The sequence below is a fragment of the Arthrobacter glycogeni genome, from assembly GCF_054510815.1.
Genome location: NZ_JBTNDV010000008.1, coordinates 45,932 through 65,234 on the forward strand (window position 1 = coordinate 45,932; position 19,303 = coordinate 65,234).

General features: G+C 59.2%; 18 protein-coding genes. 11 read left to right on the forward strand and 7 right to left on the reverse strand.

Annotated features, from left to right (window positions below; genetic code table 11):
* Positions 1-119 precede the first annotated feature (119 nt).
* Positions 120-1,544, reverse strand: a complete 1,425-nt coding sequence (gene dnaA, locus ACX80G_RS09945; RefSeq protein ID WP_459307622.1) for a chromosomal replication initiator protein DnaA — start codon at positions 1,542-1,544, stop codon at positions 120-122.
* Between the two features lie 413 nt (positions 1,545-1,957).
* Between dnaA and rpmH the strand changes: the two genes are divergently transcribed.
* The 8 genes from rpmH to ACX80G_RS09985 all read left to right on the forward strand — a co-directional run bounded on the left by rpmH (position 1,958) and on the right by ACX80G_RS09985 (position 7,701).
* A complete protein-coding gene (gene rpmH, locus ACX80G_RS09950) occupies positions 1,958-2,095 on the forward strand; it encodes a 50S ribosomal protein L34 (protein WP_022892375.1) in 138 nt (45 codons plus the stop codon).
* Positions 2,096-2,178: 83 nt separating this feature from the next.
* Positions 2,179-2,532, forward strand: coding sequence for a ribonuclease P protein component (gene rnpA / locus ACX80G_RS09955; RefSeq protein WP_459307480.1), 354 nt, complete (start codon positions 2,179-2,181; stop codon positions 2,530-2,532).
* Complete coding sequence (yidD, locus tag ACX80G_RS09960) at positions 2,529-2,876, forward strand: membrane protein insertion efficiency factor YidD (protein ID WP_459307481.1); 348 nt, start codon at positions 2,529-2,531, stop codon at positions 2,874-2,876. The genes rnpA and yidD overlap by 4 nt, the downstream gene beginning before the upstream one ends.
* Positions 2,877-2,889: 13 nt before the next feature.
* Positions 2,890-3,852, forward strand: coding sequence for a membrane protein insertase YidC (yidC, locus tag ACX80G_RS09965; protein WP_459307482.1), 963 nt, complete (start codon positions 2,890-2,892; stop codon positions 3,850-3,852).
* Positions 3,849-4,406: a Jag family protein gene (locus ACX80G_RS09970; RefSeq protein ID WP_459307483.1), complete on the forward strand. Its 558-nt coding sequence runs from the start codon at positions 3,849-3,851 to the stop codon at positions 4,404-4,406. The genes yidC and ACX80G_RS09970 overlap by 4 nt, the downstream gene beginning before the upstream one ends.
* 22 nt (positions 4,407-4,428) lie before the next feature.
* Positions 4,429-5,061 carry a 16S rRNA (guanine(527)-N(7))-methyltransferase RsmG gene (gene rsmG / locus ACX80G_RS09975; RefSeq protein WP_459307484.1) on the forward strand — a complete coding sequence of 211 codons (633 nt, stop codon included), beginning with the start codon at positions 4,429-4,431 and terminating at the stop codon, positions 5,059-5,061.
* Positions 5,062-5,321: 260 nt separating this feature from the next.
* Positions 5,322-6,284, forward strand: coding sequence for a ParA family protein (locus ACX80G_RS09980; RefSeq protein WP_459307623.1), 963 nt, complete (start codon positions 5,322-5,324; stop codon positions 6,282-6,284).
* 94 nt (positions 6,285-6,378) lie between these two features.
* Entirely contained in the window at positions 6,379-7,701 is a 1,323-nt protein-coding gene (locus tag ACX80G_RS09985) for a ParB/RepB/Spo0J family partition protein (protein WP_459307485.1), read from the forward strand.
* A gap of 1,577 nt (positions 7,702-9,278) precedes the next feature.
* On the opposite strand, the gene trxA is transcribed toward ACX80G_RS09985, so the two are convergent.
* The 5 genes from trxA to ACX80G_RS10010 form a co-directional block, all read right to left on the reverse strand.
* Positions 9,279-9,602, reverse strand: a complete 324-nt coding sequence (trxA, locus tag ACX80G_RS09990) for a thioredoxin (protein WP_459307486.1) — start codon at positions 9,600-9,602, stop codon at positions 9,279-9,281.
* Positions 9,599-10,669: a thioredoxin-disulfide reductase gene (trxB, locus tag ACX80G_RS09995; RefSeq protein WP_459307487.1), complete on the reverse strand. Its 1,071-nt coding sequence runs from the start codon at positions 10,667-10,669 to the stop codon at positions 9,599-9,601. The genes trxA and trxB overlap by 4 nt, the downstream gene beginning before the upstream one ends.
* A gap of 134 nt (positions 10,670-10,803) precedes the next feature.
* On the reverse strand, positions 10,804-12,327 hold the full coding sequence (locus ACX80G_RS10000; protein ID WP_459307488.1) for an ABC transporter substrate-binding protein: 1,524 nt from the start codon (positions 12,325-12,327) through the stop codon (positions 10,804-10,806).
* Positions 12,328-12,473: 146 nt separating this feature from the next.
* The gene (gene murJ / locus ACX80G_RS10005) at positions 12,474-14,252 is read right to left on the reverse strand and encodes a murein biosynthesis integral membrane protein MurJ (protein WP_459307489.1); all 1,779 of its coding nucleotides are present in this window, start codon (positions 14,250-14,252) and stop codon (positions 12,474-12,476) included.
* A 45-nt stretch (positions 14,253-14,297) separates the two neighbouring features.
* A complete protein-coding gene (locus ACX80G_RS10010; protein WP_459307624.1) occupies positions 14,298-14,777 on the reverse strand; it encodes an NUDIX hydrolase in 480 nt (159 codons plus the stop codon).
* Between the two features lie 200 nt (positions 14,778-14,977).
* Here ACX80G_RS10010 and ACX80G_RS10015 point away from each other — a divergent pair, with 200 nt between their 5' ends.
* Positions 14,978-16,417, forward strand: a complete 1,440-nt coding sequence (locus ACX80G_RS10015; protein WP_459307490.1) for a CCA tRNA nucleotidyltransferase — start codon at positions 14,978-14,980, stop codon at positions 16,415-16,417.
* Positions 16,414-17,061 (forward strand): histidine phosphatase family protein, encoded by a 648-nt coding sequence (locus ACX80G_RS10020; RefSeq protein WP_459307491.1) that lies wholly within the window; start codon positions 16,414-16,416, stop codon positions 17,059-17,061. Before ACX80G_RS10015 ends, ACX80G_RS10020 begins: the two co-directional genes overlap by 4 nt.
* Here the strand turns inward: ACX80G_RS10020 and ACX80G_RS10025 are convergent.
* Positions 17,058-18,239 (reverse strand): DUF418 domain-containing protein, encoded by a 1,182-nt coding sequence (locus ACX80G_RS10025; protein WP_459307492.1) that lies wholly within the window; start codon positions 18,237-18,239, stop codon positions 17,058-17,060. The two genes, ACX80G_RS10020 and ACX80G_RS10025, sit on opposite strands and share 4 nt — an antisense overlap.
* A gap of 487 nt (positions 18,240-18,726) precedes the next feature.
* Between ACX80G_RS10025 and ACX80G_RS10030 the strand changes: the two genes are divergently transcribed.
* The gene (locus tag ACX80G_RS10030) at positions 18,727-19,074 is read left to right on the forward strand and encodes a hypothetical protein (RefSeq protein ID WP_459307493.1); all 348 of its coding nucleotides are present in this window, start codon (positions 18,727-18,729) and stop codon (positions 19,072-19,074) included.
* The last annotated feature ends 229 nt before the right edge of the window (positions 19,075-19,303 follow it).

Below are 19,303 nucleotides of genomic sequence, written 5' to 3' on the forward strand. Positions count from 1 at the left end.
GGCGAATCCCTTGATTTTGAGCCGATCCACAGTCCTGGCGAAGTTGTCCTCAGCAAAGGACGTGTTGTTCGACCAGTTATCCACAGAAATATCCACACCTGTTAATACTTCAGCTGTAGTTAGGCGTCTTTACGGCGATGTTTGATCCGGTTGGTGAGTTCTGTGACCTGATTGAAGATGGCTCGACGCTCCGCCATCAACTCACGGATCTTCCGATCGGCGTGAATAACAGTGGTGTGGTCCCGACCGCCAAGTTCCTGTCCGATTTTCGGCAGCGACATATCCGTCAGCTCTCGGCAAAGATACATGGCGATTTGCCGTGCTGTGACCAATGTTCGTGTACGTGACTTGCTGCAGAGCTCTTCCATGCTGATCTGGAAGTAGTCGGCGGTCTGAGCCATAATGACGGCCGAGGTGATTTCCTGAGCGCCGTCGTCGGTAATGAGGTCCTTGAGAACCACCTCGGCGAGCGTTACGTCGACGGGCTGGCGATTGAGGCTGGCGAAAGCGGTAACCCGGATGAGGGCACCCTCGAGCTCCCTGATGTTGGTTGAAATTTTCGAGGCGATGTACTCGAGGACGTCATCGGGCGCACTCATCCCTTCGCTGATGGCCTTCTTCCGGAGAATAGCTATCCGGGTCTCTAGCTCGGGGGGCTGGATATCGGTGAGAAGACCCCACTCGAACCGAGATCTCATCCGCTCCTCGAATCCCGAAAGTTGTTTTGGGGGTAGGTCTGAGGTGATGACTACTTGCTTGTTGTGGTTGTGAAGGGCATTGAATGTGTGGAAAAACTCTTCCTGGGTCCGGTCTTTTCCCGAGAGGAATTGGATATCGTCAATGAGAAGTATGTCGACATTTCGATATGTCTGCTTGAAGCTTGTACCCTCGTCGTCCCTGATCGAGTTAATGAAGTCGTTGGTGAACTCCTCAGAATTCACATATCGAACCCGGATGCCGGTGTAAAGGTGGCGGGCATAGTGGCCGATGGCATGGAGGAGGTGAGTCTTACCAAGCCCGGAATCCCCATAGATGAATAGAGGGTTGTAGGCCTTTGCCGGAGCTTCGGCAACAGCAACCGCCGCCGCGTGGGCGAAACGATTGGAAGATCCAATCACGAAGGTATCGAAAACATACTTAGGATTGAGGCGACCAAATTCATGGGAGTTACTAGGGAGTGTGGGAGCGGGTTTGATTTCTTCACGCGCCGGCTCCGTAGTGTGGACAGGTTCGGTCTCTTCCACCTCCACCGGAGTCAACTCCGGGTCGATGACAAAAGCGCACTGCAAATCCTCGCGAAACACGGCCCGGAGGGCTTCATCCAGGGCGGCCTTAAGGTGCGTCTGAAGAACCTCGCGAGTGAGTTCGTTGGGAACGGCGACCAGAAGGGTTGTGCCGATAAGCCCCTGCGCCTGAGCCAGCACAACGAAGCCTCGCTGTCGAGGTGTCACCCTTTCATCGTGTTCGAGGGTGCGAATGACCTTGCGCCAGGAACTCCCTACATCATTTATCTCGTCCGGGCCCACAAAATACCTCTTCACCATGTCCATTGAAAATGGCCATCATCCACAGAGTTATGCACAGCTAGTGGATAAATGACCCTTGGGCAAGACTAGAGGAAGGGTAGTACAGAAGATAGCTGGCCTCCGCGGCCGTCCAGTCTGCCAACGATCGTCAGCGGAGGACTTTTAGGGCAACAGAATTTCGAGTTGTCCACAGAGTAGCCGTTCAAAGCGTTGTGGCACGTTGGTCGCTCGGTTTGACTGGCATGGGACCGGTCGCCTAACGTTATGTAGTCCTATATGTCTGCATCCTGCATGCCTGCACATCAGTTTTAGTTGATGAAATGTGCCGGTCTCTGCTCCATCCGCAGCCATCAACGTCGAATCGTCAGTCTGTTCTTCCCCCTTGTAGCAACAGACCGGACGCATCCTAAGATTGTCTTGGAGTAAATACAGTGAGCAAGCGGACCTTTCAGCCGAATAACCGCCGCCGGGCTAAGAAGCACGGTTTTCGCCTTCGGATGCGCACACGCGCTGGCCGAGCTATCCTCTCAGCACGCCGCGGCAAAGGCCGCACCGAGCTGTCGGCCTAAATAGGCCAAGCTAGTTTGACGAAGCCTCGGGCCAGTCTGGTGGCACACGATGCCAAAGCACCCCGATCGTCCAGGGCATCCTAGTGTTGTCCCGCATTAATAGGGTCCGAGTCGCTTCAGATTTCACCCATACCGTACGTTCCGGCTCCCGTTCTGGGCGCCGGAACTTGGTGTTGTATATGGCGCCTATTCCCGGGGAGGATCCGAGCAGGTTCGGGTTCATCGTCTCCAAGGGCGTAGGGAACGCCGTGACACGAAACCTCGTTAAGAGGAGACTTAGACAAATGGCTTCGTCAGCCTTATCCCGGCATCCCAGTGGACTGGCCGTGGTGGTGCGGGCGCTGCCGCCTGCCGCTGACGCAACCTGGAGTCAGCTTGCTAGCGACTTCGACCGGGCCTTCGACTCGGTATCCAGTAGGAAGAGAGGCAGCACATGACGACCGCTGCCCCACGTGTGTCGGCGCTGCGTGAACTGCCAGCCAACTGCATGATTGCAGTGCTGAAGTCTTATCGGGTAGTGATTTCCCCTCTTTATGGCCAGGTATGTAGGTTTTTCCCTTCCTGCTCGGCGTATGCGCTGGAAGCCGTAACAATCCACGGTGCCTTCAAAGGCAGTGCTCTTGCGGTTTGGCGGGTTTGTCGATGCCATCCGTGGAATGACGGTGGGGTGGACCACGTGCCCGCAGGTGGTCGGTCTTTTGCCGTTGGAAAAATACCCAAAATTGTTGTGCTGAATCATCCTGTGATTCCTGCTGATGACGAGAGCCGCTCGGCGGCCTGAGGAGCAAATAGCTATGGACTTCTTCAATACCATCCTCTTCCCGTTCCAGTGGCTGGTGTCATGGATCATGACGTTCTTCCACGACGGGTTTACTTTTCTGGGGATGGATGCGGCGTCCGGCTGGACGTGGACGTTGTCCATCGTGGGACTCGTCGTTGTCATCCGCGCAGCGCTTATTCCGGTCTTCGTCAAGCAGATCAAGGCGCAGCGCGGCATGCAGGCGTTGCAGCCGGATCTGAGGAAGTTGCAGAAGAAGTACAAGGGCAAAACGGACCAACTGTCCCGTCAAGCGATGACCCAGGAACAGATGGCGCTGTACAAGAAGCACGGCACCAATCCGTTTGCTGCCTGCCTGCCCATACTGATCCAAATGCCGTTCTTTTTCGCGCTTTTTACTGTACTCAACGGAGTATCGAGCGCTTCCGAAACCGGTGAAACCATCGGGGAGATGACGGCGCAGGAGGTGCGTCAGTTCGACGACGCCACGATCTTTGGCGCTCCGCTATCCTCGACCTTTCTCGGAAGTTTCGGCGACAACGCCAACCTCAGCGTCATCATCCTGTCGGTGATCATGATCCTGGCCATGACAGCTTCGCAGTTCATTACCCAGAAGCAGATTATGGCCAAGAACATGTCCGAAGAAGCCATGCAAAGCCCCTTCATGCGGCAGCAGAAATTGATGCTCTACATCCTCCCGCTGGTCTTCGGTATTGGTGGAATCAACTTTCCTATCGGTGTACTGATCTATTGGACTACAACAAATATCTGGACGATGGCACAGCAGTTCTACGTCATCCGCCGGATGCCTACCCCGGGGTCCCCTGCGGCCAAGGCCTTGGCCGAAAGACGTGCCAAAAAGGGACTTCCGATGATGCCGCTGCTTGGGGAGAGGAAGGCCGATCCCGTTGCGGAAGAGGTCGCCGAGACCAAGGGCCAGCGCATTCAGCCACAGCGCAAGAACAGGAAGCGGAAATGACAGTCGAGAATGTTCCCGGGACAACCCCCAAAGAAGTGGTCGACACTGATGAAACGGGAACGGACTCTCAAGCTACGATCAGCCGGCTGGAGGATGAGGGCGACGTGGCAGCCGATTATCTTGAGGAACTCCTGGACATTGCCGATATCGACGGTGACATCGACATCGAGGTGAGGAACGGGCGTACCTATATCTCGATCGTCTCTGAAGACCCTCCCAGTGGTTCACTGAGTGGGCTGGTGGGCAGAGATGGGGAGGTACTTGAGGCGCTGCAGGAGCTCGCCCGATTGTCCGTGCTGACGTCGACGGACAATCGTTCACGGCTGGTTCTCGACATCGACGGTTTCCGGGAGGTGCGGGGTAAGGAACTCCGCGGGATCGCTCTCGAGGCAGTCAATAAGGTCAAGGAGTCGGGCGACGACGTAGCCCTGGAACCAATGTCGGCGTACGAGCGCAAGATTGTGCACGACGTTGTGGCCGAGGCCGGATCGATTAGCGAGTCGGAGGGCGAGGGCTCCGATCGGCACATCGTCGTCTCGCCCGCTGACTCCTAGCCCCCCAAGATAGGGCTAACATATGGTGGACATGACTGAAGCGGAGTTCAGCGCCGCGCAGACAATTTTTGGTGACCGGCTAGGTCTCGCCGAACGGTTCGTGGAACATCTCGCAACAACCGGAATTGAACGGGGTTTACTCGGGCCGCGAGAAGTCCCCCGGCTGTGGAGCCGTCACGTGCTCAACTGCGCGGTCATCGCTGAACTGTTTCCCGCCGGGGTGTCAGTGGCGGACGTCGGAAGCGGCGCAGGCCTGCCGGGCATCGCCTTGGCGGTTGCTCGGCCCGATCTTACCTTCACGCTGATCGAACCCCTCGAACGACGCGTGACATGGTTGCACGAAGTGGTTGAGGATCTCGACCTCGGAAATGTCGCGGTATTCCGTGGACGCGCGGAGGACGCCGTGGGTAAGGTGACCCCGACCGTGGTCACTGCTCGGGCTGTATCAGCGTTGGGGGGGCTTGCGGCGATGACTATACCTATTCTTGCCGGAAGCGGCCAGGTTCTGGCGATCAAGGGACAGAGTGCCGCGGAGGAAGTCAGCAGGGCCGCGAAACTTATCCGCAAGCTGGGCGGACGACAAACTGTAGTACTTCAGGTCGGGGATGGACTTCTGGAACAGCCAACAACTGTTGTGCGCATCATTGTCGGATAGTAGCGGGGAGCCTTCTCGAATCTTCCTCCGAACCGTCTGTTTCACGGCCGGTTCGTCGGGGGCACAGGCTAGTCTAGAAGGAGGACCGGCCCCGGTATGTTGAAAGCGAGTAATCCCGCGTGACCACGAAAGACAGTGCAAAGCGGAATCAGTCGTTGATGTCCGCAGGATCTTCCCTCGCAGTGACCCTCGGGGAAATTCAACCAGAAGTGTTTGCTGATCCCGCCAATATGGGCATTGTTTCACGTGAAACAACATTCATGATCACTAGTCCCCAACCGACGGCACCAGCTTCTGCCCCGTTGAACACCACTAGCGCAGCACCAAGGAATGTCATGGATGCGATGGACGACAGCACACCGCTTGCCCGCGAGCTTGCCAGCGAGAACCGGCGCCGGGAAAAGCTGAGTAGTCGGAGACTTCCTCGACCAGAGAGTACTCGTGTACTCACGGTCAGCAATCAGAAGGGCGGGGTTGGAAAGACCACTACGACTGTGAATATTGCGGCGGCCCTCGCAGCGGCCGGACTCAAGGTCCTGGTGATCGATATTGATCCGCAGGGAAACGCATCGACAGCCCTTGGTGTGCCTCATCATGCGGAGGTTGACAGTATCTACGACGTCCTAATCGATGATCTGCCGTTGGGCACCGTTGTAGTCGCTTGCTCCGACGTACCAAATCTTCTGTGCGCACCAGCGACAATTCACTTGGCTGGGGCTGAAATTGAATTGGTCTCTCTTGTCGCTCGGGAGCAGCGACTGCGCCGGGCGATTGATCTGTATGCACAGGATCGGTCCAAACAGGGCGAGGAACGATTGGACTATATCTTTATTGACTGTCCCCCCAGCCTTGGTCTCCTGACTGTCAACGCGTTTGTTGCAGCCAAAGAGGTCCTGATTCCCATCCAGTGCGAATACTATGCACTGGAAGGCTTGAGCCAGCTGTTGAAGAATATAGAGATGATTCAAAAGCATCTCAATGCTGACTTGGTGGTATCCACCATCCTTCTTACCATGTACGACGGTAGGACGAACCTTGCCGCTCAGGTTGCAGCGGAAGTACGCGAACACTTTCCGAAGCAGGTTTTGAAGGCGGTTGTCCCTCGGTCGGTGAGAATCTCAGAGGCTCCCAGTTACCAACAGACTGTGATGACGTACGATCCTTCGTCCAGTGGCGCGTTGTCCTATCTTGAAGCTGCCTCCGAGATTGCCGAACGCAGTTAGCCTGCCTCGACTCCATTGATCCCGATCCGCAGTAGGGTGGGACTTAGCTATTCATACGATGCAGATTGTTTCTGCACTCCTGAAGGGACCTGTCATGGCCGAAAAGCGACGCGGATTGGGACGTGGGCTAGGTGCTCTCATCCCAAGCGCACCTGTGGAGACTCCGGATCCAGTCAGGGAGACGGTAACGCCGAGGAGCGGCCGCCCTGCCGACCTTTTCTTTCCCGCCGCTTCGGAACGCCCGGTGAGCGAGGGCGGTACTATTGACGACTCGCCGCGGTCCACCCGGAATGCTTCGGTAATCAACAAAGACGCCCTCAAAGCCCCGACCAGGGCCCCCAAACGCGTCGGACAACGGAAGTCAGGCGGCAGTCCCGCAGTGCCTGCAGCGTCCCCAGAGTCCGATGCGGCCGCGGCGAACGCACCCACGGGTGGCGGGGCTCCCCCGTCGATCGAGGTCGAATCTCAGTTCGCGCGCGCTCCTGAAGAATTCGGTGTGTCCTTAGTCAGTCGTGATGTGGTGACGGCAGAGATAGAGGAGTTGGAAGACGTTTCACGTGAAACGACGCATTCCGATGCTGAACTGGACCTCGTGGCGGTGCCTGGGGCAACCTTCGCGGAGATCCCGGTTGGGTTGATCCACGCTAACCGCAAGCAACCCCGTAGTGTTTTTGACGATGAGGAGATGGCGGAACTCGTCAATTCGATTCGTGAGATAGGTGTCCTGCAGCCTATCGTGGTGCGCCCTTCTGTAGAGGGCGGCGACCAGCCCTACGAGCTGGTGATGGGCGAGCGACGTTGGCGTGCCTCGCGGGAAGCCGGCCTGGCTGCGGTACCGGCAATTATCCGATCGACGTCTGACGACGATCTTCTCAGGGATGCTCTCCTGGAGAACCTGCACCGTAGTCAGCTCAATCCGCTTGAAGAAGCAGCAGCATATCAGCAGTTGCTTGATGATTTTGGCTGCTCCCATGACGAGCTGGCTGAGCGCATTGGACGTTCGCGCCCCCAGATCTCCAATACGCTTCGGCTAATGAAGCTCCCTCCGCTGGTACAAAGAAGGCTCGCGGCAGGGATCCTTTCGGCCGGACACGCCCGCGCCCTCCTCGGATTGAGTGATCAGGTTGAGATGGAGAAACTCGCTCAGAAGATTGTTGCTGAAGGCCTCTCGGTGAGGACAACGGAGGAGCTGGTGTCGATGAGTGACGGGCTCAGGCGACCTGTGAAACCCACCAGCCCTCGCGCAGGCGCTCGACATGAGCGGCTCGATTATCTAGCAACCTCTCTTTCCGATCGACTGGACACTAGCGTAAAAATCACCCTGGGAGCTCGGAAGGGAAAAGTAAGCATTGAGTTCGCCAGCGTGGATGATCTTAACCGAATTATGGGGGTTTTGGGAGCGTCGCAACCCACGTAAGCACGCCTGGTTCGCCTTGGCTTCATGCTACATCTGCTGTTTCACGTGAAACAGCTGGGATTGATGACCAGCCCGCGGAACTGTAGTTCGGTTGGTCCAATCAGGGTATGTAGCATGATGCGACGGACTTTCGGTAGCTTGCCTGCCGCGCTCGATCGGCCTCAGGCAAGGCGGCATGCCGTCGGGACTATCTCATGGGCCGCCCCATACGTCCCGGGTTCGAATCTGGTGTTCCACGTGGAACTCGAAGTCCCCTGAGCAGGTTCCGGGCCTTGCAGGGCGTACCTGGGGCGGACTTCGGGGTCTCTTCCTCGTGCGGTGCAGCCCCTTGCCCGGAGCGACTGGGCGCCTTAGTCCGCTTTTGTTCTATGAGGATCCGGCATGAGTAGTCGTGACCAGATTGGCTCGATTACTCACCCGATTACACCGCCGAGCTACTTCGCCTAATCTGTAGTCCCTCGGGGGCTTGTTTCACGTGAAACAATCATGCAGATGAAGCTTTCACGAAGTAGACTTTTATCGAGCCCGCCTACCCGATGGCGATACGTGTCAAGCAGAGTTCACGGCGGGGTTGAGGACAGCGGGGTCAAATGGGAGTCACGGATCGCCGACAGCATGGACCAGAGATGCGACCGCTATTCATGATTGTAGTGTCACCGAGGTAGTGAGCGATCGTAACCAGGTCAGGATGGTTCACGTCGAAGGCCAGCGGCCGAACATATTCCATCGGTGGCGGGCGGTTGTCGATTGCGTGACAGTGCACCGGAACACACTGCGCGGAATCGGACACTGAGCGAACCATGGCATCCACAAGCGGCTTTGGGTTGCAAGTATGCGTTGCCGTGATCGCTGGCGCTACTGTTCCGAATGAGCCTCCGTCGACGCCGGCCTTCGGGTAGCCTCAGGCGACCCCGGACAGCATCGCTTGCTCGTTTCACGTGAAACACCTGGATCCGGATAGTAGACGTGGCAGATCCATCGGGGATGTACAGCGTACCCTCCAGTCATAATATTCGGGCCTTGGGTGGTCGGTCATGGTCACGGTCAGTCAGTCACGGCCAAATCCATGACGTAGAGAAGACCTGTCGACCTGTGGCCCCTCCTCCTCCGCCCGGATTCTGAGTTCACTTTGGGGTCCTATTGGGGTTAGAGCGGACCCCAGCGCCGCCAGTGTTTCACGTGAAACCAATCTTTTCGGTCAATCACAGGGGCGGCCGCCTGATGTTGGCAAACGGGTGGAGGGAACGAGCCGAACCAATAGCTCGGGATGACCTGAGTGCGCTGCCGGTAGCGGGCTCACTAACGCGCCCAGACTCTGGAGGTGACCCGTGTGTGGCCATTCTATTGACAAGGCTCACAGGTCAGATGACAGGCAACCGATACTGAGCTGAGATGCGGGTACACCAGAGGGCTGGATGGTCGTTTAGGTCTGCCTCGGCTGGTAGATCTGCCCGAATGTTTCCTCGGCGGCCATAATTCATCTGAAGCGGGTGCTAAAACGAGAATAGCCACCGCCCCGTTGAAAGGGGCAGTGGCTACTCGAAGATCCAAATAGCTGATCCAGAAGGATCTCTGGGTTACTTCAGAAAATCAGCGAATTCTTCTTCGATGACCTGCTTAGGCTTCGCTCCGATTGACTGCGCAGCGACGACGCCATCTTTGAAAACGTACACGGCAGGGATGGACGTGATGCCATACTTGGCGGCGGTCGCGGGGTTGTCGTCAACGTTGAGTTTCACAACATCAACCTTTTCGGAATGCTCTCCGGCGATCTCATCGAGAATTGGCGATAGTTTCCGGCAAGGCCCACACCATTCTGCCCAGAAGTCTACGAGTACCGGCTTGCTGGCTTGCAGCACGTCGACGTCGAATGAGGCATCAGTAACTTCTCTAGCGGTCATAGTGGTTCTCCTAGGTTGGGGCTGAGTACGCGAGCTTCTTCAGAGACTTTTTCGGCAGGTGGGGTAGGGACTGCAGCAGCGGTGTCGATCGAATCGCCAAGGTCGGCAAGATAGTGTTCGACGTCGAGTGCTGCGACACAGCCGGAGCCCGACGCCGTGATGGCCTGGCGATAGGTGGGATCGATAACATCGCCGGCAGCGAAGACGCCAGGCATCGAGGTCTTTGACGTACGTCCCTGAACGGCGATGGTGCCCTCGGACGTTAATTCGAGCAGATCCTTGACGAGCTCGACCCGGGGATCATTACCTATAGCAACGAACACTCCGGTCACTGCGAGTTGCTGGGTGGAGTCGTCAACAGTGCTTCCAAGCCGTAGACCGGTCACCTTAGCCTCACCGTCGATTCCGATGACTTCCGAATTCCAGATAAAACGGATCTTCTCGTGATTGAGCGCCCGATCCTGCATGATTTTGGAAGCGCGAAGGGACTCACGGCGGTGCACTACTGTGACGGTCCGTGCAAACTTCGTCAGGAAGAGTGCTTCCTCCATTGCCGAGTCGCCCCCTCCAATAACGGCAATGTCCTGGTCCTTGAAAAAGAATCCGTCACAGGTGGCACACCAGCTGACGCCGTGACCGGATAGGCGCTTCTCGTCATCGAGCCCCAGCTCGCGGTATTCAGATCCGGTGGAGATAATGACGGATCGGGACAGGTAGGTTTCACCGGTCCCGATGGTGACCTTCTTTACCAGCCCACTCAATTCGAGCGATGTGACATCCTCGAACAGGATTTCGGTGCCAAAGCGGACGGCCTGTTTCTCAAATTGTTCCATTAGGTCTGGACCCATGACCCCGTCAGGGAAGCCAGGGTAATTTTCGACATCGGTGGTGTTCATCAATTCACCGCCAGCCTTGACCGAACTGGCAATCATCAACGGAGCCAAGTTGGCACGCGCGGTGTACACAGCTGCTGTGTACCCGGCTGGGCCTGAGCCCACAATGATCACATCGTGGATCTTCTGTGTATCGTTGCTGGTCGTTCCGGATGTGCCGGTTTCTATACTCACGGGTTTGGTGAACCTTCCTTTGTTGACACCACAACAGTAGCCTTGGGGCTCGATGGAGCGACTACTGATAAGAACCGCTCCACCGACCAGCTTATTCCGTCCAGGCCAGGTTGGCTCAACAGCTGAGGATCAAGCTAGGAGGCGCTAATCTCGGCAATCCGGACGCCCCATGGGAAGACCGCCTGGACATTGGTCAAGCGAGGAAGCTGAGTAAGGTTAACAATGATGTACCGCGCGGTAGCGGGTTCACCGTCGGCGTTGGGTGGGACCGGAATGTTGGTCGTTGGACCGGTGAATGAGCTTTGCGCAATCTGCTCAGCACCGTCGAGGGTTGGCTCGTCGTTCAGAAGAACGGTGAAGCTACCGCCCGAACCGTTAAGCTGCTCGATCTGAATCTGGTTGATGGTCGACTCTTCCTCAAGTTCGACAACGAGAGCCATGCTCTGGGCGAGGCCACCAAAGGTCTCATTGGCGAAGACCAGGCTTCCCCAAAAACTACCGGGATTACCGTCAACGATGAGGGGCAAGTCCCCGTCGCTAGCGGCATTTAGGGCGGCATTATCGGGGACGAGCCGTGTGACGCCGGCCGGAATGGGATCGATTGGATCAACGGTTGGCTCGGCGGTATCTTCGCTGTCCTCAGAGGGTGTTGCAGTGCCATCCTCGGTCGGCTCCTCCGTAGCTTGGGTCGCGGTGGTGGTTGTGGCGGTACCGGGTCCGGCCTCCAGATCGGGTGAGAAAAAGCCACTGAGCTGATTGACTGCCAACGCGACAACGGTGACCAAGATGATGGTCAGCACTACACCAACGAGCACCCGGGTGTACTTTGGGTTGTTTCCGCGGTCGTCGTCAGCGTCGTCGACAGACTCGCCGCCATCATCTAGTGCAGGGGCGCTGGCAGCGGCCGCAGCTGGGAAGTGCGATGCCGCCCGGCCGGTCTGATCAGCCCGGGAGCTTTCGGTACCGGCGTCGTAGTCCTGGTCAGACCAGAGTGATACTTTCGGCTGGCTCTGATCGCCGCCGCTACCTCCATCAGCGACTCGAGGTGCCACGGCCGGGGGTGGTGGAACCCGGGACCCGGGCGCCGGGGAGCCGGACGGGACTGCCCTGGTGGCGGCGACCGTGGCAGCGGCGCCTGCGGTGGCCCCTGCCGCCGCTCCTGCCGCAGGAGCTGCCTTGCCGAACTTCGGCAGACGTGCTCTTGACAAGCGAGACTTTCTGGCCGGGCGGTCATCCTCCTCTTCGGGACCGTAGTCGTCGTCGTCGTAGGTTTCCGGCTCGGTGGAGCGCGGCCCGCCAAAGATCTCGGACCCAAGGGTGTCGGTGAAAAACGGCTCAACAAATGGCGAGTCTCGGGGGACAACGAGATCCAGCAGATCGGCCGGTGCTGCCCGGTTGGTCACCAAGTAGGTGCTTTCGTCGGTGACACCCAAGTCCAGGACCTGAATGTTGCCGGCTCGTTCGCCCGTGGCAACCTCACGGGCTGTAGCCGCAATCTGGTCCGCATTGGAGGCTGAGGCCACCAGAATACTGACGGGCCGGTTGAGAACCTGATCCATGCCGTCGAGCACGAGATCCCGATCAGCAGAAGCCAGTACGTAGGCAGTGACCTTATAGCGGCCTCCCAATACTGAACCAACGTCTACTGGTTGTGGCACGTGTTCCTCCCGCGGAATGGTTGGATTGTCGGGTGTTGAGGGGGCTCCCCGTTCAACACGTCAAATAGGCTCCAGATGATTCCTACCAATGTTACCGGTCAGTTCGGCCGATACCCTGGTTTTCCCGGCGCACGCCGGGGCTGGGATCATTTGGCCCGGCTAAACCTCGCCAGCAAGGGAGCCAGAAACTCGTCCAGCTCCCTGATCCGCAGAACCTTCAGCATGACCAGGTAGACCCCCGTCATCAGGATCCCGCAGATTGCCAACGTGATGAATCCGGCAGGTACCGACCGCCAGACGAAACCGTCAGGACTGTACCCCCCGAAGAGCCAGAGCGCTCCAGCGCCAGCGGCGGCGGCAACCATGCCGGCAAGAGCGAGGCGTACGTGCACGTCGTACACGTGCCCGGCACCATACGAACCGATTTTGCGCACCAGGAACGCGTGGCTCACGACGACGGCGATCACGTTGCCCAGGGTGAAGCTGAGGGCAAGCAGCGGAACAATGTATTCAGGCGCGAAAGTTCCGGAGATGAGCGCAAGGCTAACACCGACGACCGAAAGGATGAGCTGAATCCGCAGTGGTGTGACAGCATCTTCAGCGGCATAAAACACCCGATTGAGGAAGAAGTTGGCGCTGAGGAAGGGCGCGCCGACGGCCAGCAGGGTGATGAGCACCGCGTTGAGTGCCCCGTCCGGGCGAATCCCACCCGAGAACAGCATGCCGAGTGGCACAGCCAGCGCAAGGAGGACCGCAGCACCGAACACTGTCGCCACGCCCATGATGCGCAGCCCTCGCGAGAGCGTCTCCCTGATCAGCGCAAGATCGTTGTTGTTGTGCGCCGCCGCCAGCTGATTAAACATGACGGTGGCAATGGACAGCGCAATCACCGAATGCGGCAGCACATACACCATGGTGCCGATATCCAGATTGAACGGGCCGGCAATTTGTTGGGGTGGCACGCGGGCGAGATAATCTGGGCGGGCCTCAGCGGCGATAGACGCGACGCGGATATTGACCAGGTATAACCCGTTCCCGACCAGCATGGTGATGATGGTGATGGAAGCCAGCTTCCCGGTGCGACCCAATCCCACCCCTCGCCAGCCGAAGGTTGGTTTGAGTCCCAGCCCAAGCCGTTTCAAGGGCCAGAGCAGGACGAGGGACTGAATGACGATTCCGAGGGTGGTTCCGCCGGCCAGCAGTAAGGTCTGGGAAGAGGTCCAGGATTCTGGCGTGTGGGAGCTGTCGATTTGCGAGCCCATCAGCACGATGAACGCCACTAGCGCTGTGATCGACACAATATTGTTGGCTACCGGCGCCCACATGTAAGGCCCGAAGGATCCGTTGGCGTTGAGCACCTGTCCGATAATCGCGTAGAGGCCGTAGAAAAAGATTTGCGGCAAACACCAGTAGGCAAAAATGGTGGCCAGCGCCAACCGGTCGCCGGAAAAATCCGTGACGAGCGAGGTGATCAGCGGCGCAGCAAGTGTCACCAGGGCCGTCAGCACCACCAGGACGATCACAGCGAGTGTGATGAGACGACTGATGAAGTCCGCGCCGCGATCCGGGCTCTGAGTGGCCTTGATGATTTGGGGAACCAGAACAGCGTTGAACACGCCGCCGGCCACCATGAGATAGATGAAGTTCGGCAACCCATTGGCAATGGAGAACGCATCCACCACTCCGCCGGATGCTCCGAGCGCCGTCGCGAGGAGGGCTACCCGAACCAGTCCGAGCACGCGCGAAACAAGGGTTCCAGCCGCCATGATTGCGCTTGAGCGGGCCGTCGTGTCTGGCGCCGCGGGACGAGCGTGCTTGCCACCGGCGTCGGTGGCTGGAGCTGCGGCGTCGCCAGGATGGTTCGCGCGGCTGGGTAAAACCCCAGCATCCTGGACGGGGAGGGAGGCTGTGTTTGAGTCCGACATCGTTGTCTATCGTCTCACCACTGGCCCGGCGGAGTTGACCCGGGGTCAGAGGTAGTCCGGCAAAACTTCCCGGGCAAGATCCGCGATGCGGCGCTCGTTAGGGAAGGATAGTTTCTTTCCCAGGTCTGCAAGCGGAACCCACGCCACGTCCACGGCTTCGTGGTCGGGGTCGTTTTCGATGGTCAGGTGACCACCCGTGGCGATCAACAGGTAGTGATGGACAGTCTTGTGGACGCGGTGTCCGCTAACGGTAAACCAGTAGTCGATGCTGCCCAGGGCGGTAATGATCCGGCCCTGGATTCCAGTTTCTTCCTCAATTTCCCGGACCGCGGCCTCTGAGTTGTTTTCGCTGCCCTCAGGGTGGCCCTTCGGGAGACACCACTCAAGACGGCCGCCCCGGTTCAACCGCGCGATGATGGCCACGTTAAAGAAATCATCGGACGTATCGACCACTATTCCACCGGATGAGACTTCTTCAACGGTCGGGAGCGAATGATGCACCTGTGGCGCGCCGACGCTGCCCATTGACACTGTCAACGGGGTCCGCTTTGGTGCGCTCGGAACAGGACGGTCCACGCAGACTACTCTAACGATCTTTCGCTTCAGTCGATGACGACAACTGGCCTTCGCCGTCTCCTCGCGCCGGTTCCCGCGTGTCGGGCACGAACGACGCCTCGCGGCCTCATAGTGGAGTTTTCCGTGTCATCTGGCACCCTTAAAGCACTATGGTGCACTTGCTAGACGACTCAACCCTGACCGCCCCGCTTCCTCCGGTTGTTACCGAATTGGGACAGCTGTTCGTCGCTGCCGGACACGAACTGTCCCTGGTGGGCGGGCCGGTGCGCGATCTCTTCCTGAAGCGAACCTCCCCGGATCTGGACTTCACCAGTGATGCAAATCCGGACCAGACTCTCGCAGTGATTCGCAGGTGGGCCGACTCCTATTGGGAAATCGGTAGGGACTTTGGCACTATCGGGCTCCGTAAGGGCAGCTTCATGATCGAAGTGACGACGTACCGGGCCGAAGCGTATGACCCGGCATCTCGCAATCCGATCGTCGCCTTCGGGGACACGCTGGAGGACGACCTCCTCCGCCGGGACTTCACGATCAACGCCATGGCGCTCCGGCTTCCATCAATGGAACTGGTCGATCCTTACGGCGGTGTCAAGGACCTACGGGCGGGTGTTCTGCGCACCCCCGGCACGCCGTCGTCGTCGTTCTCGGACGATCCACTGCGGATGATGCGCGCTGCACGATTCGTCTCCCAGCTGGGGATTGAGGTGGCGCCCGAGGTGTCGGAAGCGATGCTGGAAATGGCTCAGCGCATCACCATCATCTCCGCGGAACGGGTTCGCGAAGAACTGGTGAAGCTGATGCTGGGGGATGCCCCCCAGCGGGGCATTGATGTGATGGTGGAGAGTGGGCTGGCAGAATTCGTCCTGCCGGAGGTTTCCGCCCTGCGGCTCGAGATCGACGAGCACCACCGGCATAAGGACGTGTACCAGCACTCACTGACCGTCCTTGAACAGGCGTGCCGCCTTGAAACGGGCCCGGACGGAGCGGTACCAGGCCCCGATTTCGTGCTGCGGTTTGCGGCGTTGATGCACGACGTCGGCAAGCCAGCCACACGGAAATTTGAGCCGTCTGGGGCAGTGAGCTTCCGCCATCACGACATGGTGGGTTCCAAGCTCACTGCCAGGCGGATGAAGGCCCTCCGGTTTGATAACGATTCGATCAAGGCGGTGGCGCGCCTGGTGGAGTTGCATATGCGGTTTTATGGTTACGGCGAGGCGGGCTGGTCGGACTCGGCGGTGCGCAGGTATGTCAACGACGCCGGTACCCTGCTGGAGCGGTTACATCGTTTGACCCGGTCCGATGTCACTACCCGAAACCAACGCAAGGCCGAGCGGTTGGCATTTGCCTATGACGACCTCGAGGCGCGGATTGCTGAGCTGGCCGAACAGGAAGAGCTGGAATCCATCAGACCGGATCTCGACGGCGCCCAGATCATGGGTCTCCTGGACATTAAACCCGGTCCGGTGGTGGGCAGGGCCTACCGATTCTTGCTGGAGGAACGAATGGAACACGGACCGCATTCCGCAGCGGAAGCCGAGTCGAAGCTTCGGGCCTGGTGGGCGCTGCAATCCGAGGCGGCGACGTCATGAGTCTTTCCGGCGCCGCTTCAGCGGACCTGACACCCGCCGGCACGCCTCTACCGCAGCTGTGGCTGCTCCGCCATGGCGAGACTGAATGGTCCCGGGACGGCAACTACACTGGCCTCACGGATCTTCCGCTGACCAACATCGGAGAGCAGCAGGCGGTCGCCGCGGCGCGGCACCTTGAAGGGATCACGTTCGACGTGGTGCTGTCCTCACCGTTGCAGCGAGCTGTCCGGACAGCCCAGCTGGCGGGATTCCCCGACCCGCACATCCTGCCGTACGCCCATGAGTGGGATTACGGAGACAACGAGGGCCGTAACAGCGCCGATGTCCGGGCGGAGAATCCCGGTTACCTCATCTGGAACGACGGTGTGCCAAACGGGGAAACGCTCGCTCAGGTTGCTGACCGGGCCGACCAGGTGGTGTCCCTGGTGCAGGCAGGGTGCGGCACCCCGGCCGACCGGGATGCTTCAGCGCAGCCAGCCCGCCATGTGCTGCTGGTGGCACACGGCCACTTCCTCCGGGTAGTCGCTGCGCGCTGGCTCGAGCTTGGCCCGGCGCAGGGACGCCGCTTTGTCCTGGGCACCGCAGCAGTCTGTGCTCTGGGCTGGGACAAGCGGACGCCCGCCATTGTGCACTGGAATCTCTAACGAATTCCATGGTCATCCCACCTACCCCTGCCCCTTGAGGAGTAGGTGACCAGCCGCAGCACCGCCTCCAGGGGACCCACGGCGAATCGTGCGAGCCAGAGTCGGCTGAGCGCCAGTTGGGCACCGAACACGACGACGACGACGCCCAGCACCAGCGCAGGCGCCAGGACGTTGGCCAGGCCCAGCCCAAATCCGGTGAATACTACGGCGAGGACGAGGGACTGGCCTACATAATTGGTCAGTGCCATCCGACCGGCCGGCGCCATTACGCCGAGGATAGCCTGACCGGGTGGTGAGCGGAACAGCAGCAGCAACAAACATACGTAGCCTGCGGTCACCAGCGGGGCGGTCAGTGTGGTGATGCCGGTGGTGAGCAGAGAAAACCGGTCACGGTCCGCATAGTAGAGGAGGTAGGACTGGCCCCCTGCAGCGAGCAGGCCAATCGGCAGGCAAAGCAGGGCGGTGCGGCGCAGGGCGGTGCTGCTGATCGGCCGTTCAAGTAGTCCAGTCCGGGCCGTGGCGAGACCGAGCAAAAACATGGCCAACGCCAGTGGTCCCTGGAAAAACAGCACGGAGGGAAACGCGACCAGGTAGCCCTCAATATTGGCGGCCAGGGCTGCTCCTGGTTCTGAGGTGATCGCCGCGACGTCGGGGGCCGGCACTGCGCCGTCGCCCGGTGGCAGGTTGAACATAGCGACAATGCCGCCGACCACGATGAGCAGGGCCGCCATGCCAACGATGATGCCCGCCGCTGTCAGGATGGCAGCTCGCGGACTGATGGCCCGCAGGCCAAGGAGAACCAACCCCATCACGGCGTAGGTCAGGAGGATGTCGCCGTAATACAGCAGGAGGCCATGGGCCAGGCCCAGGACTGCCAGGCCAGCCAGCCGACGCAAAGTTCGCGGTGCCGGCGACGCGCCCATCCGATGGGCCGCTCGCTCCTGCAGAACAAAGCTATATCCGAAGAGGAACGAAAAGAGGATATAGAACTTGCCCTCAAACATCGTGGTGGCAACAAACCGGACGGCTGTGTCCGACGTCGACCGATGATCGGGGCTGAGGTCGCCCGAGAGCGTCCAGGGGTCGGCGAAGTACCAGATGTTCACTGCCAGGATGCCGAAAAGCGCGAAGGCACGTAGCGCATCGAGTTCGCGGACCCGTTCCACAATCGCCCTCATCCCGGTGTTTTGGACCCGCAGTGGCGGGTGCTGCCAGCCTAGCCGTGAAGGGCCTGGGGGCGTGTCAGCGAAAGCGCCCTGGCGGTAAAGTTCCGGGCTCGGTAAATTTTCTGAAGATTATCGGCTAAAGCCCTAGCCGGTCGGGCATACCGTGGGGTAGCTTTGATTTGTGCCATTGGGAGTTATCAATCGAAAATTTGATGAGAAAATCCTGGCGCTGTCTCTATTCGCGCACTACAAGAAAGGGAGGTGGGAACTGTGAATACAAAATTACGCCGATCGTTTATCGCGTATACCGGTCCGACCTCCGTCGTTGCTGCGCACTAACTAACTGCTGAACTTTCCGCCCGTCCAGGTTTCGGTCGGCGGGTCTCTTTCGGCACACCCTTTTTGCTCAGGCGCCCTCCGTCTTACTGCCCGTGCGCTGTTTTGCACGCGAACCTCGTTCGAGGACCCTTTCGTAACCCACCACATCCTGGAGACCCCTGTGTCAACTGCGCTCACCAGCCACCCATCCCCGTCCGCGTCGCCATCCCCGTCGCCGGAATCGGTCGCTGCACCCACCCCACCCACCCCACCCCCCACAGGTCGCCAGCATGGCGAGTTCATCATGGCCGGCAGTTTCACCTCCACCGGAGATCCGGAGGTGGGGACGCCCAGTTCGCCAGTGACCGTCATGCCCAACTACGCCCACCGGGAGGAGGTACACCTCATGTTGAAGAAGCTAAGGGACGGCATTGCCTTATGGAGCCGAATACCCGCCCCACCTCCGCCGTCCGCGAGGGATTCTATTGACCGTTTTCTCCTGCCGCAGCACACCATGCACATCAAGTAGCTGGTTCGTCCGCCCTGCGAATAGACCCTTTCTGACCTGACTCAACGACCGCGAAGGAGGACTTGATGCAAGTCATCAGTCTTACCATCAGAGAAGCCCGCGCTTCCCAGCGCGGGCTTCCGCCGTTAACTGCGGCGGCCAACACAGTGCGCCGCAGACCCGCGCGGAATGTGCAGCCCGCACAGCACGTTATAGGGTCAATAGCGGCAGCTAACTGCCCGACAATACG